16 protein-coding genes are annotated in these 16645 nt (G+C 66.5%); 8 read left to right on the top strand and 8 right to left on the bottom strand.

Features of this window, described 5'->3' with window-relative positions:
• The first annotated feature begins 118 nt into the window (after window positions 1-118).
• Complete coding sequence (locus tag BM002_RS04040; RefSeq protein WP_245749115.1) at window positions 119-598, top strand: Lrp/AsnC family transcriptional regulator; 480 nt, start codon at window positions 119-121, stop codon at window positions 596-598.
• Between the two features lie 75 nt (window positions 599-673).
• On the opposite strand, the gene BM002_RS04035 is transcribed toward BM002_RS04040, so the two are convergent.
• From BM002_RS04035 to BM002_RS04010, 6 genes are all read right to left on the bottom strand, one after another.
• Window positions 674-1630 (bottom strand): calcium-binding protein, encoded by a 957-nt coding sequence (locus BM002_RS04035; protein ID WP_175484793.1) that lies wholly within the window; start codon window positions 1628-1630, stop codon window positions 674-676.
• 255 nt (window positions 1631-1885) lie between these two features.
• On the bottom strand, window positions 1886-2464 hold the full coding sequence (locus BM002_RS04030) for a GFA family protein (RefSeq protein WP_092777515.1): 579 nt from the start codon (window positions 2462-2464) through the stop codon (window positions 1886-1888).
• A complete protein-coding gene (locus BM002_RS04025) occupies window positions 2461-2928 on the bottom strand; it encodes a SixA phosphatase family protein (protein ID WP_092777513.1) in 468 nt (155 codons plus the stop codon). Before BM002_RS04025 ends, BM002_RS04030 begins: the two co-directional genes overlap by 4 nt.
• Complete coding sequence (locus BM002_RS04020) at window positions 2925-3623, bottom strand: ferredoxin (RefSeq protein WP_245749113.1); 699 nt, start codon at window positions 3621-3623, stop codon at window positions 2925-2927. Before BM002_RS04020 ends, BM002_RS04025 begins: the two co-directional genes overlap by 4 nt.
• Window positions 3616-4629, bottom strand: coding sequence for a GTP 3',8-cyclase MoaA (gene moaA, locus BM002_RS04015; RefSeq protein ID WP_092777511.1), 1014 nt, complete (start codon window positions 4627-4629; stop codon window positions 3616-3618). The genes BM002_RS04020 and moaA overlap by 8 nt, the downstream gene beginning before the upstream one ends.
• 55 nt (window positions 4630-4684) lie before the next feature.
• Window positions 4685-5659: a zinc transporter ZntB gene (locus BM002_RS04010; RefSeq protein ID WP_092777509.1), complete on the bottom strand. Its 975-nt coding sequence runs from the start codon at window positions 5657-5659 to the stop codon at window positions 4685-4687.
• A 161-nt stretch (window positions 5660-5820) separates the two neighbouring features.
• Here BM002_RS04010 and BM002_RS04005 point away from each other — a divergent pair, with 161 nt between their 5' ends.
• A complete protein-coding gene (locus BM002_RS04005; protein ID WP_092777507.1) occupies window positions 5821-6306 on the top strand; it encodes a hypothetical protein in 486 nt (161 codons plus the stop codon).
• Between the two features lie 47 nt (window positions 6307-6353).
• Window positions 6354-7856, top strand: a complete 1503-nt coding sequence (locus tag BM002_RS04000) for an AMP-binding protein (RefSeq protein WP_092778766.1) — start codon at window positions 6354-6356, stop codon at window positions 7854-7856.
• Window positions 7857-8123: 267 nt separating this feature from the next.
• On the opposite strand, the gene BM002_RS03995 is transcribed toward BM002_RS04000, so the two are convergent.
• On the bottom strand, window positions 8124-9284 hold the full coding sequence (locus tag BM002_RS03995) for a M20 aminoacylase family protein (RefSeq protein WP_092777505.1): 1161 nt from the start codon (window positions 9282-9284) through the stop codon (window positions 8124-8126).
• A 167-nt stretch (window positions 9285-9451) separates the two neighbouring features.
• Between BM002_RS03995 and BM002_RS03990 the strand changes: the two genes are divergently transcribed.
• Window positions 9452-10453, top strand: coding sequence for a Stealth CR1 domain-containing protein (locus BM002_RS03990; protein WP_092777503.1), 1002 nt, complete (start codon window positions 9452-9454; stop codon window positions 10451-10453).
• Window positions 10454-10576: 123 nt separating this feature from the next.
• Window positions 10577-11419: a hypothetical protein gene (locus tag BM002_RS03985; protein WP_139212235.1), complete on the top strand. Its 843-nt coding sequence runs from the start codon at window positions 10577-10579 to the stop codon at window positions 11417-11419.
• A 14-nt stretch (window positions 11420-11433) separates the two neighbouring features.
• Here the strand turns inward: BM002_RS03985 and argE are convergent, their stop codons facing one another.
• Window positions 11434-12594: an acetylornithine deacetylase gene (argE, locus tag BM002_RS03980; RefSeq protein ID WP_092777499.1), complete on the bottom strand. Its 1161-nt coding sequence runs from the start codon at window positions 12592-12594 to the stop codon at window positions 11434-11436.
• Between the two features lie 206 nt (window positions 12595-12800).
• On the opposite strand from argE, the gene BM002_RS03975 reads away from it, so the two are divergent.
• Genes BM002_RS03975 through BM002_RS03965 form a run of 3 tightly spaced genes read left to right on the top strand, consistent with a single transcriptional unit; the run spans window position 12801 to window position 16578 of the window.
• Window positions 12801-13811 (top strand): ABC transporter ATP-binding protein, encoded by a 1011-nt coding sequence (locus BM002_RS03975; protein ID WP_092777497.1) that lies wholly within the window; start codon window positions 12801-12803, stop codon window positions 13809-13811.
• On the top strand, window positions 13808-14815 hold the full coding sequence (locus BM002_RS03970; RefSeq protein ID WP_092777495.1) for an ABC transporter ATP-binding protein: 1008 nt from the start codon (window positions 13808-13810) through the stop codon (window positions 14813-14815). Before BM002_RS03975 ends, BM002_RS03970 begins: the two co-directional genes overlap by 4 nt.
• Before the next feature lie 47 nt (window positions 14816-14862).
• Complete coding sequence (locus BM002_RS03965) at window positions 14863-16578, top strand: peptide ABC transporter substrate-binding protein (protein WP_092777493.1); 1716 nt, start codon at window positions 14863-14865, stop codon at window positions 16576-16578.
• Window positions 16579-16645: the final 67 nt, after the last annotated feature.

Raw genomic sequence — 16645 nt, 5'->3', positions numbered from 1 at the left:
GGACGCTCCGGGAAACTCTGCCCTTCATATAGAACATTGTTCTGGTAATTGGGCAGTCCCCCCGCGATAACAGGGACGTATAGGCTGAAATCATGTCCAAGACAGAAAGGTGTCCCGAATGGCTATGGAAACGGGGAAGGTGGTCCGGCTGGACGATCTGGACCGGAATATCCTCCGCGCGTTGCAGACGGATGCAGGGCAGAGCCTGGACGAAATCGCGCGTCAGGTGGGGTCGTCGAAGACGCCGGTGTGGAATCGGATCAAGAAGATGCGCGCCCGGGGCGTGATGGGTCCGTCCACCGTGGTGGTCGACCCCGAAGCCCTTGGTCTGGAAGCCTGTTTCTTCGTCCTGATCCGCACATCCGAACACGAGGCGGAGTGGCAGAAGAAGTTCCTTGCCGCGCTGCGCGCCCGGCCCGAAGTGCAGGAGGCGCACCGGCTGGCGGGCGAAATCGACTACATTCTGAAGGTCCGCGTGGCCAACGCCCGGGCCTATGACGTCTTCTACCAGGCGCTGATTTCGGAGGTGCGGGTGTTCAACGTGACCGCGCTTCTGTCGATGGAGGAGTTGAAGAACGACGTGGCCTTGCCGGTTTGACAAAACCCGGATGCCCTATGGAAAAAGGCCGCCCAGGTGGGGCGGCCCTTGATTGTCGAAAGGGAGCTTGCCGCTTTAGAACGGGTTGTCCTCGTAGAATGCAATCGCGCCTTCGATAGCGGTCACGTCCGTCGTGCCCTCGATTTCAACGATCAGGCTCTCGGTGTCATTGCTGAAGATGAGCACCGAGTCACCGTCGACGTCCGTAACAACGAACACGCCGCCAAATCCGATCAGCGCGATCTCCTCGCCTGCTTCCCAGTCGGTGATCACGTCGGAGCCAACACCATCGTGACGCGAGAAGAAGACGAAGGTGTCGTCGCCGTCGCCACCGGTGAGAGTGTCGGAGCCGGCATCGCCCGAGAGGACGTCATTGCCATCGCCGCCTTCGACTTGGTCGTCGTCCCGTCCACCATAGAGTGTGTCATCGCCTGCGCCGCCGAGAAGGCTGTCAAAACCGGTATTGCCGAGGATGAAGTCATTGCCACCCGAACCGTCGACGACATCGTCATCGCCCAATGCGACAATGGTGTCGTCGCCGTTGGTGCCGACAAGCGCGTCCGCCGCAGGGGTCCCGGTGATGGTTTCGCCATCTACGTTCCCGCCAATGCCGCCGGGGTTCGAGATGTCATCATCCGTCAGGCGGACGTCATAGACGGTGATTGTCGTGTCGCCGTAAGTGATGATGGTGTTCTGCGTGCTCTCGATGAAGGTGATGGTGTACTCAACGCCTTGGCCCGTCAGCACGATCTTGTCGACGCCAACCTCGAAGCCGTAGACCTTGTCGAAACCGTCATCGGCTCCGAATTCCATGACGTCAGCGAAACCGTCGCCGCCACGCTGGCCGCCGTTGCCCGCGAAGATCACGTCGTTGCCAGCGCCGCCGATGATCAAGTCCGCGCCTGCGCCGCCGTAGATCCGGTCGTTGCCGGCACCACCGTTGATGGTGTCGTCGCCCGCCAAGCCGATGATCTTGTCATCGGCGTCAGTGCCAGTCAGCGCACCGGAGCCTGACGTTCCCACGATATTCATACCCGTCCCCACCATAAAAAATTACAGAGTGTCCCTAACATCCAGAGATATCAACGTCGAGACCGCGTAAGTGAAATGTGACGTAATTAATTCAAGTGCTGAAGGAAGCGCAGTAAGTGCGCGTTTTATACACAGATTCTAAATACTGCGTTGCAGATGCGGAGCCAAAATCAGTCCGATTCAGGCCAAAATTGAAACAAAGTGCCTTCGCACCCGCAGAATCACATGCCGTTGCGATAACGCCTGTCGTGCCCCTTATTCGAAGTCGCGGGGCACGGAGAAGTCGGGGGCGCCGCCCGGTCGATCGTCGGGCAAATCGACCACAAGGCACGCCCCGATGACCTTGGGCGCGTCGTAAACGGTTGGCGCAATCGGCGTCCCGTCGATTTCGGCCGCGTGTTCGACGTAGGTGGGCACATGGGCGGGGATGACGGTGCCGTGGCGGGCGACGCCGAGGAAGATGTGTTTCGACGTCTCTGGCGTCAGGTCGAACCAGTTCGGGGTGTCGAATGTGCCGCCGTAGAGGCCGACGAAGCCCGGGAACCGTTTGAAGGTCAGGAAGAGCTTTGTGCCGCAGGTGGCGCAGAAATGGACGTAGACCTCTTTGCCGCTGCCCTCCGAGATGTGGGTGTATCGGCTGACCTCGCCCGAGGTGACCGCAAAGGCGTCGGCGGCAAAAACGGGCTCGACCATATAGGCCGCGCCGGTCGCGCGCTGGCAGAAGGTGCAGTGGCAGACGGTCGTGCGAAGCGGGTCGGTGGCCACACGGTAGCGCAGGGCTCCGCAGAGGCAGCCGCCTTCGGCACGGGGCGGGGTCTTGTCCTGTTCTGTCATTCGAAGTCGCGCGGCACGGCAAAGTCCAGAAGCCGACCCGGGCGGTCATCCGGCAGATCAACGACAAGGCAGGCGCCGGTCGGGTAATGGGCGAATTCGGAGTGGAGTGGCGGGGTGGCGACGATGGCGGCGGCGGCCTCGGCGATGCCCGGATTGTGGCCCACGATCAGGACGCAACCGACGGTCTGGGCGCGTGCGAGGGTCAGGATCGCGGCGGCCTCGGCCAGGTAGAGGTCGGGGCGCATCTGCACCTCGGCGTCGGGAAGGAAAAGGTTTTCAAGGGTTTCCTGCGTCCGGGTCGCGTCAGAGCAGAGCACGAGGTCGGGCAGATGCCTGCGCGAGCGGAGCCAGTCGCCCATGCTGGCCGCAGCGGCCCGGCCGCGTGCGTTCAGGGGACGGTCGTGATCCTCCTGCGCGGGGTCGGTCCAGTCGGATTTCGTGTGGCGCAGCAGGATGAGTTTCATGGGGCGGTGTCCCTTTCGGTGTGGTGAAAGCTGGCCATGTGGTGGGCCGATTGCGCGTCGGGCCGGGGCGGCGAGACGGGGCAGGCGCGGCGGACGGCGCAGCCCCGCGCCATGCAGCTGTTCGCCGGATCGTCGAGCCAGCCGTGGCAGGCGGGCAGGTCGTAGCCCTGTGGCGTCAGCGCGCCGACCGGGCAGGCGTCAAGGCAGGGGGCCGGGCAGCCGTCGCAGCGCGATGGCGCGGGCGGCGGCAGGTCGAGGCGGTCGGCAAAGAGGAGCGCGCCCCGAAACGACACCATCAGGCCCTGGGTTTCGTGGACCAGAAGACCCACGCGGGAGATGTGGCACCAGCCGGTGGCAAGCGCCCAGGTCACGAAGGGTTGCACTGGCGTGCCGAAGGGAAAACGGGCTTCGGCCCCGAAGGCGCGGGCCATGGAGCCGATGACCTCGGTCGACCAGGCGTCGGCGGGGTTGGCGGCGGTCGCGTGGGGCGAGGCCTGAAGGGCGGGCCAGAACGTCTGCGGGTGCGGCCCGAGCAGCAGGATGGTGCCGTCGTCGATATGCGCGCCGCCCAGAAGCACGAGGCCCGTGGCCGAGGCGGCCATGGTGACGCGGCCATAGACCGTGTCGGGGCGCGTCAGAGTCGGGCGCGGCGGGCGCGGTCTCCAGTCGGTCGCGCGGGCGGACGCGTCAGCCACCCGTGTGGCTCATGTGGCGGGTCATCTGGCCTGTGACGGTCTCGCGGGTGTAGTCGAAGTCGTGGCCCTTGGGTTTACGGGCGATGGCGGCGCGGATCGCCTGTTCCAGCCCGGCATCCGCCTCGGAGGCGCGCAGGGGCGCACGCAGGTCGGCCATGTCTTCCTGGCCGAGGCACATGTAGAGCTCCCCGGTGCAGGTGACGCGCACGCGGTTGCAGGACTCGCAGAAATTATGCGTCAGGGGCGTGATGAAGCCGATGCGCTGTCCGGTTTCCGCCACCTCGAAATACCGCGCCGGGCCGCCGGTGCGATAGGCCAGCTCGGTCAGGGTGAAGCGTTCGGCAAGGCGTGCGCGCAGATCCTTGAGCGGCCAGTATTGATCCAGCCGCAGGGTGCCGTCGGTGCCGTCGCCCATGTCGCCCATGGGCATGACCTCGATGAAGGTTAGGTCCATGTCGCCCTCGGCGCACCATGCCAGGAGGTCGAACAGCTCATCCTCGTTGAAGCCGCGCAGGGCCACGGTGTTGATCTTGACCCGAAGGCCCGCCGCCCGGGCCGCGTCGATCCCGCGGCGGACCTTGTCGAGGCTGCCCCACCGGGTGATCGCGCGGAACTTGTCCGCGTCGAGGGTGTCGAGCGAGACATTGATGCGGCGCACGCCCGCGTCGGCCAGCGGCTGCGCGAAGCGGTCGAGCTGGCTGCCGTTGGTGGTCAGCGTCAGCTCGTCCAGGCCCGCGCCGATGTGGCGGGACATGCCCTCGAAGAAGGTCATGATGCCCTTGCGCACAAGGGGTTCGCCGCCGGTGATCCGGAGCTTTTTCACGCCCATGCGCACGAAGGTCGAACACAGGCGGTCCAGCTCCTCCAGCGTCAGCAGGTCGCGCTTGGGCAGGAAGGTCATGTGTTCGGACATGCAGTAGGTGCAGCGGAAATCGCAGCGATCCGTGACCGACACCCGCAGGTAGTCGATGGTCCGGGCGAAAGGGTCGATCAGGGGCGCGGTCATGGCACGACGCTACGCCCCGTGCGGGATGGCGGCAAGTGGGGACGCGGTTGCGCCGTCAGAGCCAGCGCAGATGGCGAAACAGGAAGAACAGGACGATGCCGAGGACCGTCAGCCCCCCGGTCACGATCCAGAACCCCAGGTCGGACGAGATCAGCGGCATGCCGCCCACGTTGATCCCGAAGAGGCCGGTCACGAAGCCGAGCGGCAGGAAGATCGCCGCCACGATCGACAGGACATAGCTGTTGCGACCGAGGGCCTTGGAATGCTGGATGTCGAGCAGGTCCTGGATCGCGGCAAGACGTTCGTGGGTTGCGTCCAGCGCTTCGATGGTGCGCATGACCCGGTTCGCCGTCTCGGAGAGCAGCAGGATCACGTGATCGTCGAACGACGGGTTCCGGCTTTCGATCATGTCGGACAGCGCTTCTCTCTGGGGGCGGATATAGCGGCGCAGCTTGATCGCCCGCTGGCGGCAGCGCGCCACCTCCTCGTTCAACCCGTCCGCCTGTTCGTGGGCCCGCTCCTCCAGATCGTCGGTCTGTTCCTCGAGCGCGATGGATACATGCTCGATCCGCCGGGTCAGCCCATAGGCGAGGTCGGCCAGGAACCGGCCCGTGGAGCGTGGCGCGTCGCCCGCCGCGACCCGCTGCCGGATCGCATCCACCGCCCAGATCTTGCGGTGTCGCGCGCTCACGATCAGCCCGTCGGACACCCACAGCCGGATCGAGACCATGTCTTCGGGTGTCGCCCCCTCGTTCAGGTTCACGCCCCGCAGGTTCAGGATCGACCCGTCGGCGAAGGGACCGAACCTGGGCCGCGTTTCGTCCTGTCGCAGGGAGGAGGAGGCGATCGGCGGCAGGAAATCCTGCATCCAGGCTTCGAGTTCGGGTTCGGCCAGATCGAAATGCAGCCAGCGATAGGCCATACCTTCCGCCTTGGTGGCCGTGGGCCAGGGGGTTTCGATGGCAACGGGGTCGCCTTCGGCGGGGATGTCGAAGGCGCAGATGGAACGGATGGAACGCGGTTGGGTCATCGGGATACCTCTGGCGATGCTTACGCCGGGCGGGCGCCGCCGACAATCGCGGCATCGGCAGGTTGCGGACCCGGGGACGTTGGTCGGGCCAAGCCCCCTACCGATGACGCAAGGACCGGGTTAGGGTCGGGGCGCGACACCTGCCTTGGGGGCCCGACACCATGACCCGTCTTCTTCTGATCCTGCCGATTGCCCTTGCGGGATGTTCGGATTTTCCGATCTTCAACCGGGCTCCGGACGCGCCCGCACCGGCCCCTTCCGCGCCTGCGGCCCCCGCGCCCGAGACGGCCGCGGCCCCCGCCGCCGTTCTGACCGGCCCCGCGACAAGCGCCGCATCGCTCGACACCGTCAGCGACGCCGACAAGGCCGCCGCCCGCGCCGCCGCCGAAACCGCGCCTGCGGGTGGCGAACTGGGGCAGGTGACCGTGTCGCTTGGCAGTCCGACCGACCCCGGCCTCTGGGTCAAGACCGACCTTGTGACCGAGGACACCCCCGGCACAGTGCGCACCGGGTCGGGCGAGGCCATCGCCGTCACCCTGCGCCCCCTTGGCGGGGCGGGGGGTGCGCAGATTTCGCTATCCGCTTTGCAGGCGCTTGGGTTGCCATTGGGAGGGCTGCACCCGGTGACGCTGGCCCGCGCCGGCTGACGGAGGTGCAGCGCCGGACCATCGCCGCGCTGGCCTCCTGGGCCGAGATGCGCGCCGCCTTCCGCTGGTCGATCCCCGAGCGGTTCAACATCGCCCATGGGTGCTGCGACAGTTGGGCCGAGGCGGAGCCTGACCGCACCGCCATCATCGACCTGTCCGCCGGGCGGCGCGTCTGGACCTATGGCGACCTGAAGGACGCCTCGGACCGCTTGGCCGGGGTTCTGGCGCGCGGCGGAGTTCGTGCGGGCGACCGGGTCGCGATCCTGCTGCCGCAATGCGCCGAAGTCATGGTGGCCCATTTCGCGGCGATGAAACTGGGCGCCGTGTCCCTGCCGCTGTTCACGTTGTTTGGGCCCGAGGCGCTGGACTACCGGCTGCGCGATTCCGGCGCGCGGGCGGTGGTCGGCGACGGCGCGGGGCTGGCCCGGATCGCGGGGCTGGACCTGCCGGACATGGCGATGCGGCTGGACGTCGAGACCTGGGACCTGTCGGGCCCGCCCGCCCCGGCGGTCGAGACGCGGGCCGAGGATCCTGGGATGATGATCTATACCTCGGGCACCACGGGCACGCCGAAGGGGGTGCTTCACGCGCATCGGTTCCTGTTCGGTCACCTGCCGTGCGTCGAGACGGCCTTGGAGGGGTTTCCGGTGGTGGGCGACGTGGCCTGGACGCCCGCCGACTGGGCCTGGATCGGCGGGCTGATGGACCTTGCCATGCCGAGCCTGTGGTTCGGCGTGCCGCTGGTCGCCAAGCGGTTCGGCAAGTTCGATGCGGCCGAGGCCTGGGACCTGATGGCGCGCGAGGGGGTGTCGGCCGCCTTCTTGCCGCCGACCGCGCTCAAGCTCATGCGGCAGACCGCGGCGCCCGACGGCCTGCGCCTGCGCGCAGTCCTGTCGGGGGGCGAGGCGCTTGGGCCGGATCTGCTGGATTGGGGCCGCCGGACCCTGGGCGTGTCGATCAACGAGATCTACGGCCAGACCGAATGCAACCTGGTGCTGGCCGCCTGTTCGGGCACGCAGGATGTCCGCCCGGGCACCCTGGGCCGCGCGGTGCCGGGAGTGGAGGTCGCGGTGCAGAACGCCGATGGTGGGGACGTGGCGCCGGGCGAGACGGGCGAAATCTGCACCCGGGGCAGCCCCGCGACCTTCCTGCGCTACTGGAACAAGCCCGATCAGACGGCGGCCAAATGGCGGGGCGGCTGGCTGCGGACAGGCGATCTGGGCCGGGTCGAGGCGGATGGCGTAATCACTTACGTCAGCCGCGATGATGACGTGATCAATTCGGCGGGCTACCGTATCGGCCCGACCGAGATCGAGACCTGCCTGATGGGGCATCCGGGTGTCACCATGTGCGCGGTTGTCGGCCTGCCCGATCCGGTGCGGGGCGAAGCGGTGACGGCCTTCGTCGTCGGCACGGCGTCAGAGGCGGAGCTGATCCAATGGGTCCGCGACCGCCTGTCGCCCCATATGGCCCCGCGCGCGGTCCGGTTCGTCGATGCCCTGCCGATGACGGCCACGGGCAAGATCCAGCGGCGCGACCTGCGCGGCTGAGGGGGCGGCCGGGGCTCTGCCCCGGACCCCGGGATATTTCCGGCAAGAGGAAGCCGTTAACCGGATATCAACCCCGTGGTGGGACGATCAGCCTGCGGTACAGGCGGGGACGCCGATGACCGCGCAAGGGGAAGGCGCCCCGTGGACCCTCCGCCTGGCTGATGTCGGTTGCGGGGCGCTGAACCTTCTTCCTCTTGCCTAAAATATCCCGGGGGTGCGGGGGCTGGCCCCCGCTGCCGTCCGGTTCCGGGTGCGCCGCCCGGGACCTCAGGCGGCGGGCATCCGGCGTTCCACGATCTCTGCCCACCAGGAACAGCCGGCGGGAATCGCCTCGTCGGTGAAGTCGTATTCGGGGTGGTGGACCGGGGCGGTTTCTCCGTTGCCCACAAGGATGTAGGCGCCGGGCCGTTCCTCCAGCATGAAGGCGAAATCCTCGCCCCCCATGACCAGCGGCGCGTCGTCGCAGTGGCCCGACACGGCGGTGGCGACTTCGGCGGCGAATTCGGTCTGTTCGTCATGGTTGACCATCACGGGATAGCCGCGGTGATAGGTGATCTCGGCGCTGCCCCCGAAGGTCGTGCAGATGCCATCGGTGATCTCCTTGATGCGCTTTTCTGCCAGGTCGCGCTGATCCTCGGCCATGGTGCGCACGGTGCCGCGGATCTGGACCCGTTGCGGGATGACGTTGAAGGCCTTGGACGACGTCTCGAACGAGGTGACCGAGACGACGATCTGTTTCACCGGATCGGCATTGCGGCTGACGATGCTTTGCAGGGCGGTGACCAGATGCGCGCCCATCAGGGTGGTGTCGATCACTTCCTGCGGCTTGGCGGCATGGCCGCCCTTGCCGGTCAGTGTGATGTCGAACTGGTCGGTCGCCGCGAAGAACGCGCCGGGACGGATCGCGAAGCTGCCCACGGGCTTGCCGGGCCAATTGTGCATCCCGTAGACCTCCTGGATGTTCCAGCGGTCCATCATGCCGTCGTCGCACATCTCCTTGCCGCCGCCGCCGCCTTCTTCGGCGGGTTGGAAGATCAGGACGACCGTGCCGTCGAAATTGCGCGTCTCGGACAGGTATTTCGCCGCCCCCAGAAGCATCGCCGTATGGCCGTCGTGGCCGCAGGCGTGCATCGCGTTGGCGGTCCTGGAGGCATAGGGTTTTCCGGTCTGCTCATGGATCGGCAGCGCGTCCATGTCGGCGCGCAGACCGATGACCTTGCCGCTGTCGGTGCGGCCCTTGATCGTGGCGACGACGCCGGTGCGGCCGATCCCCTCGACCACTTCCTCGCACCCGAATTCGCGCAGCTTGTCGGCCACGATCTTGGAGGTACGATGCGTCTCGAACAGAATCTCGGGGTTTTCGTGCAGGTCACGGCGCCAGGCGGTGATCTCGGGCAGAAGTTCGGCGAAACGGTTCTTGATGGGCATGACGCTCTCCTGAAGGACTGTTGCAAGAGTAGTGGTTGGCGGCCCCGCTGCAAGGGACGACATGCGGGCATCCGGCGGGACAGGCCTTCGGAAAAGCGTCGCTCGCTATTGCCGCGGCCCCGCTCGGCCCTATTTGCCCGCAGGTAAAGGGGCGATAGAGATATGACATGACCGACCCCGCGCCGATCGACGCAGTCATCACCTGGGTGGATGGCGACAATCCGGCGCACCGGGCGCGGCGTAACCGCTATATCGCGTTGGCCGATGGCCCCCTGCACGAGAATGCCGTCAACCCGCATCGGTGGGAGGCGGCAGACGAGATCCTGTTCTGCCTGCGCTCGATCGAGGCGCATGCCCCTTGGATCCGGCGCATCTGGATCGTGACCGAGGGGGCAGGGCCGGACCTGTCGGCCATGTCCGAAGGCCTGCGCGCGCGGGTGCGGCACGTCGGCCATGGCGCGATTTTCACCGGCTTCGAAGGCGTCCTGCCGACATTCAATTCGCTGGCCATCGAAAGCCTGCTGTGGCGCATCCCGGGCCTGAGCGAGCGGTTTCTCTATTTCAACGATGACGTCTTCCTGACCGCGCCCCTGCACCCCGAGGACGTGTTTCGCGGGATGTCGCCGGTGTTGCGCGGCAAATGGGTGGATCGTCGCGCGCTTCTGGCGCGGCCCGACCTGCGCGCCGATCCGGCGCGGTTCAACCACTTCATGCAGATCAATGCGGCGGCGATTGCGGGCTTCGACGCCGCGCGCCTGTTCGCGGCGGCCCATGTCGTGCACCCGATGCGGCGCAGCGTGATGGCAAGTCTCTTTGACCGGCACGGCGATGCCTTTGCCGCCAACGTGGGCTATCGGTTCCGCGACCTGGCGCAATTTCTGCCGCAGGGGTTGCACAACCACGCCTGCATCGCCGTGGACGGGGCGGTGATCGAAACGCGGGTGGACCACCTGCATATCCGCAGCGGTCAGGCGGCAGGAGAGGCGCGCGACTTGCTGGCCGGTCTGGCGGCGTCAGGGGTTCGGTTTCTGTGCGTCAACGACCTGCCGCAGTTGGAGCGGAGCCTGCCGGATATCCGCGCGCGGATCGAGGATGTGATCGCGCCCGCCGGGGCGCGGGGCCTTGCGGGGCGCGGACAGGTTCTTGGCCGGGGCGACGGCCGGCTCTGAGCGACAGGCGGGTGGGTACGGGCGCGGCCTTCCGGCCATCTTCGGCTGTGGGAAACGTTGGGCGACTCGGCCAATCCGTGATAGGTTTGAGGCTTCTTCACCGTGTTTCGGAGCCTGAGGGAAATGCCGAGTTCTGACAGGTTTGCGGGGCGCGTCGTCGCGATTTCGGTATCGCTGGCGGTCGCATTGGGGGTGATGGGCGGAGCGCGGGCGGATGCCGTTTCCGACGCCCTTCTGCGGGCCGTCTCCGAACGCTACGAGGCCGAGAAGGCGTGGCGGGTCGCGTATGCGGACCTCGAGGCCCATCGCGCCGAGGGGCCATGGCCGGAACCCCTCGTGACGACGGGTATCGCCTTGGCGACCGCCGGGATCACCATCGGCGGAAGCCTGTTGCGTCTCGCCACCGTGCCGGCGGAGGTTTCGCTGGCGGTGTTCGCGCCTGAACTGCTTCATTCCGTGATTGTGTTGGAGACCACTGGCGCTGACGGACCGCTTATCGAGACCGTGACCTATAACGTTATCCTGCCCCAGGTTGGCGGGGCCAAAATGGCCGCCGACTTCGCGATGGGGGCACTCGCACGGGACCGGGCCTATCGGGCGCGAGATGCGGCGCGGGAACGCGTGTTGCGCGCGGCGGCGGAAGCGGCGCTTGACCGTTTGGAGCGCGCGGGCGTCGATGCCGAGATGATCGGCGATGAATACGTGCAGGAGCGCTACCGGATGGAAAGGGCTGAACGCGAGGCCTTCCTTGAAAGCCAGCGCAATTGGTGGGGCAACTGGGCGTTGTCACAGGCGGCGCGCGGCGCGATGACACGGGCGGACGAGAGACGGTCAGGGGCGGACCAGGGACGGACGGCCACGGGCGCATCAACGCCAGAGCCGGACCGCCCGGTCAAGGTGCCCCCGCCGCCGCCGCCCGTCCCCCCTCAGCCGCCGATGCAACCGGTTTCCAGGCCCCTCGACTGACGGCGCGGGGCGCGTCAGACCAGTGTGTCAACCACGCGGCGCAGCATCGCCTCGCCCGCTTCGAACTGGTCGATTGCGATCCATTCGTCGGGCTGATGCGCCTGTGCGATGTCACCCGGGCCGCAGACGACGGCGGAATAGCCGCGCTCCTGGAACTGGCCGGCTTCGGTGCCATAGGTGACGACATGGGTGCCGTTGTCGCCGGTGATGCGGCGGATCAGCGTCTCGGCCACGCCGTCGGCTTCGGGTTGCAGAGCGGGCACGCCCAGGTTGCAGGCCCAGGTGACACCGGCCTGCGGGTGCCTGGCGCGCAGATCGGCGTCGAGCGTGGTCAGGAAGTCGTCGAGCGCCTTGGTATGCCGCTCCATGTCGTCGCCCGCAGGCACCCGGAAGCCAAGTTTGAAGGTGCAATCCTTGGCGGTGATATTGTGGGCCGTCCCGCCCGAGATCATGCCGACATGCACGGTGGTGTGCGGCGGGTCGAAGGTCGCGGCGATGGCCGAGGGGGTTTCGGCCATGATCATGGCGTTGCGCTCGTTGACCCAGTTCAGGATGCGCCCGGCCTCGTGGATGGCGGACACGCCTTGCGGCAGTTTGGAGGAGTGGACCTCGAAGCCGTGAACGTGGATCGCGTGGATGGTCGAGGCATTGTGGCCGGTCACCGGGCGCAGCATCGACGGCTCTCCGATGATGGCGGCAGCGGCGCGGGGCAGGTGTGCCACCATGTCGTCGATCATGGGCGGCGCGCCGATGCAGCCGACCTCCTCGTCATAGCTGAGCGCGATTTGCAAAGGTCGCTTTACACCCTTTGCAATCGCGACCGGCACCATGGCAAGGGCCAGCGCATCGAACCCCTTCATGTCGCAGGTGCCGCGCCCGTAGTAGCGTCCGTCTTTGGCGGTGACCGCGAAGGGATCGAAGGTCCAGTCCTGCCCGTCGACCGGCACCACGTCGGTGTGGCCCGACAGGACGATGCCGCCTTCGACCTCGGGGCCGACATTGGCATAGAGCGCGGCCTTGAGCCCGGTGTCGTCATAGACCCGGCGCGCGCTGACCCCGTGGCTGGCCAGATACTCCTCGACCCAATCGATGAGCGGCAGGTTGGAATCGCGGCTGACGGTGGGAAAGGCGATCAGCTTTTCCATGATCTCGAACGCAGTGAGGGTCATCGGCATGGCATGGCTCCTTCGGGTTTCATGGGTGCTGCGGGAATGGGCAGACGTCAAGGGATGTGCCCGCACCATGGTCGTCCCGACGGGCGACGTGCCGTCAATTCGGGCGCGTCGGTTAATGGCTTGCGGGTTTGGGGATGTCTGTTAGCGTATCGGGATAGCCGGACGCTCACGATCTGGCCGAAACATAATCAACCGGGGAGTGGTGGATGCCGGATGGCGACACCCGAAACGTGCTCGAGGTCAATGACCTGAGCACGGTCTTTCAGACACGCGGCGGCGCCGTGCACGCCGTCAACTCCGTCAGCTTCCACGTGAAGCCGGGCGAATTGCTTGGCGTCGTGGGCGAAAGCGGATCGGGGAAGTCGGTGACGATGATGTCGCTGATCGGTCTGTTGCCGTCGCCGCCCGCCGAGGTTCGCTCGGGCGAGGTGCTGCTGGACGGTGAGGACCTGTTGAAGGTCAGCCCGGAGCGGTTGCGCGATGTGCGGGGCGGCGAAATCGGGTTCATCTTTCAGGACCCGATGACCTCGCTCAACCCGGTGTTCAACGTGGGGTTCCAGATCATGGAGCCGATCCGCCGCCACATGGGCCTGTCCAAGGCGCAGGCGCGGGAACGGGCGGTGGAGTTGCTGGAACTGGTGGGCATTCCGGGTGCGCGGGCGCGCCTCACGGATTATCCGCACCAGTTTTCGGGCGGGATGCGGCAGCGGGTGATGATCGCCATCGCGCTGGCCTGCGACCCCAAGGTCCTGATCGCGGACGAACCGACGACGGCGCTCGACGTGACGATCCAGGCGCAGATCCTGGAGATCGTCGACGACCTGCGCGCCAAGCTCGGCATGGCGATCGTCTGGATCACGCATGACCTGGGCGTGGTGGCGGGCATCGCGGACCGGGTGATGGTGATGTACGGCGGTCAGGTGGTCGAACATGCGCCGGTCCATCCGCTCTTCAACGATCCGCGCCATCCCTATACCCGCGCCCTTCTCAAAACGATCCCGAGCGTGTCGGGCGCGCGGGCCAAGAAATTGCAGGTGATCGAGGGGCAGCCGCCGATCCTGGGCGCGGCCCCCGTCGCCTGTCCGTTCCGCGACCGCTGTCCGCTGGTCTTCGATCGGTGCCATCAGCAGAACCCGCTGCGCGAGGATGTGGGGGCAGGGCATGACGTCGCCTGTTTCCACCCGCTGGCGCAGACCGGCAGGGAGGCCGTGGCATGACCGCCCTGGTGAAGGTGCGCGACCTGCGCATGCATTTCCCGATCAATTCGGGCCTTCTGCGACGCCAGACCGGCGCGGTGAAGGCCGTGGACGGGGTCAGCTTCGACATCCTCGAAGGCGAGACCCTGGGCCTGGTCGGCGAGTCGGGCTGCGGCAAGTCGACCTGTGGGCGCGCCGTTCTGCGCCTTTACGACATCACGGGCGGCACGATCGAGATCGACGGTCGGGCCATCGAACATCTGTCGCAATCGGACCTGCGCCAGATGCGCACGACCATGCAGATGGTGTTCCAGGACCCGCAGGCCAGCCTGAACCCCCGGATGACCGTCGGCGCGATCATCGGCGAGCCGCTTTTGGAGCATACCAACCTGAGCCGCGCCGAGCGCGAGGAACAGGTGCAGGTCCTGATGGATCAGGTCGGGTTGAACCGCGCCTTCGTGAACCGCTATCCGCATGAGTTTTCTGGTGGCCAGCGACAGCGGATCGGAATCGCCCGGGCGCTGGCGCTGAACCCGAAGTTCATCGTCTGCGACGAACCGATTGCGGCCCTCGACGTGTCGATCCAGGCGCAGGTGGTCAACCTTCTGGAAGAGTTGCAGGACCGTCTGGGCCTGACGTATCTGTTCATCTCGCACGACCTGTCGATGGTCCGGCACATCGCCGACCGGGTCGCGGTGATGTATCTGGGCAAGGTGGTGGAGCTGGCCCCGCGCGATGCGCTTTATGATGCGCCGCTGCATCCCTATACCGAGGCGCTGCTGTCGGCCGTGCCCGAACCCGACCCTGCCCTGGCAGGACAGAAGAAGGGGCGGATCGTCCTTCAGGGCGACGTGCCGAGCCCGGCCAATCCGCCCGAAGGCTGCAACTTCTGCACGCGCTGTCCGCGTGTGATGGACGTCTGCCGCCGCATCGACCCCGAATTCCGCGAGGTGGCGCCCGGCCATTGGGCCGCCTGTCACCTGCACGACGCCGAATACAATGCAAATGCGGGACAAACCGCATGACCCGAGGACCCCTGAGAACGGGCGAGCACCCAACAAGGAGAGAGACCATGAACACGAAGTCAGCCCTGCTCTGCGCAGCTGCCAGCTTCGTCCTGGCCCCGATGGCATATGCCGACGGGCACGAGGGCGAACGCGGCCGCGACGGGCAGCTCAACATCATCTACTGGCAGGCGCCGTCCACGCTGAACCCGTTCCTGTCGGGCGGAACCAAGGACATCGAGGCCGCCTCGCTCATCGTCGAGCCGCTGGCCCGCTTCGACGAGACGGGGCAGATCCAGCCCTGGCTGGTCGATGAGATCCCGACCATCGAGAACGGAGGCTTTTCGGAGGATCTGACCCAGATCACCTGGAAGATCACGCCGGGCATCCTGTGGTCCGACGGCACGCCCTTCACCAGTGCCGACGTCAAGTTCACCTACGAGTATTGCACCCACCCCGAAGGCGGCTGCGCCCAGGGTGCCAAGTTCGAACCGGTGGCGAGCGTCGAGACGCCGGATGAATTGACCGTCGTCGTCAACTTCAAGGAGCCGACGCCCTATCCCTATACCGCCTTCGTCGGCGGCGAGAGCCCGATCCTTCAGGCCGCGCAATTCGCCGACTGCCTTGGTGCCGCGGCGTCGACCTGCACCGATCAGAACTTCGGACCCATCGGAACCGGCCCCTTCGTGGTCGATGAGTTCCGCACCAATGACGTCATCTCGCTGTCGGCCAACCCGAACTTCCGCGATGCGTCCAAGCCCGCGTTCCAGACCGTGAACTTCAAGGGCGGCGGCGATGCCGACGCGGCAGGCCGCGCCGTCATGCAGACCGGCGAATTCGACTATGCCTGGAACCTGCAACTTGCCCCCGATGTCATCGCGGCGATGGAAGCGGGCGGCCTTGGCAAGCCCGTGGTCGGTTTCGGCCCGCTGGTCGAGCGGATCGAGCTGAACCATACCAATCCCGATCCAGCCCTCGGGCCCGATGAGCGGTCCGTGGTCCGTCCGCACCCGTTCCTTCAGGATCCGGCCGTCTACCGCGCTCTGTCGATGGCGATTGACCGGCCCCTGCTGGTCGAGATCGGCTATGGCCAGGCAGGTCGGGTGACCTGCAACCTCGTGCCGGCCCCCGAGGCGTTCAACTCGACCTCGATGAGCTGCGACACGCAGGACATCGAAGGCGCGAAGGCCATGCTGGAAGAGGCCGGTTGGGTCGATAGCAACGGTGACGGCGTCCGCGAAAAGGACGGTGTCGAGCTGCGGATGCTCTATCAGACGTCGACCAACGCCGTCCGTCAGGACTTCCAGGCGCTGATCAAGGAATGGTGGGAAGAGATCGGCTTCGCGGTCGAGCTGCGCAACATCGACGCCTCGGTGTTCTTTGGCGGGGATGCGGGTTCGCCCGACACCTTCCAGAAGTTCTATGCCGACGTGGAAATGTACGCGAACACCTTCAACGGCACCGATCCGCAATCCTATCTGGCAAGCCAGCTTTGCAACCGGATCCCCAACCCCGACAACCAGTGGCAGGGCGAGAACATCCCGCGTTTCTGCATGCAGGAGTATGACGATCTTCTGGCCGAGCTGAGCCGCACGGGCGATCTGGCGGAGCGTCAGCGCATCGCCAAGGAACTCAACGACATGTACATCATGAACGGCGGCCAGATCCCCCTGGTTCACCGTGGTCGCCTGTCGGCGCACGCGAACTCCCTTGGCGGCATCAAGCTGAACGTCTGGGACAGCGAGCTGTGGAACATCGCCGACTGGTACCGCATCGGCGAGTGATCCCCGCACACCAACCGGGGGCGGCGTCCGCGTCGCCCCCATCCCCAGTGATCTGAACCGAGACGCC

This window comes from Jannaschia pohangensis (assembly GCF_900113875.1).
GTDB classification, from domain to species: domain Bacteria; phylum Pseudomonadota; class Alphaproteobacteria; order Rhodobacterales; family Rhodobacteraceae; genus Jannaschia; species Jannaschia pohangensis.
The sequence above is the reverse complement of the archived record's forward strand: the minus strand, read 5'-3'. Positions and strand labels throughout refer to the sequence as shown.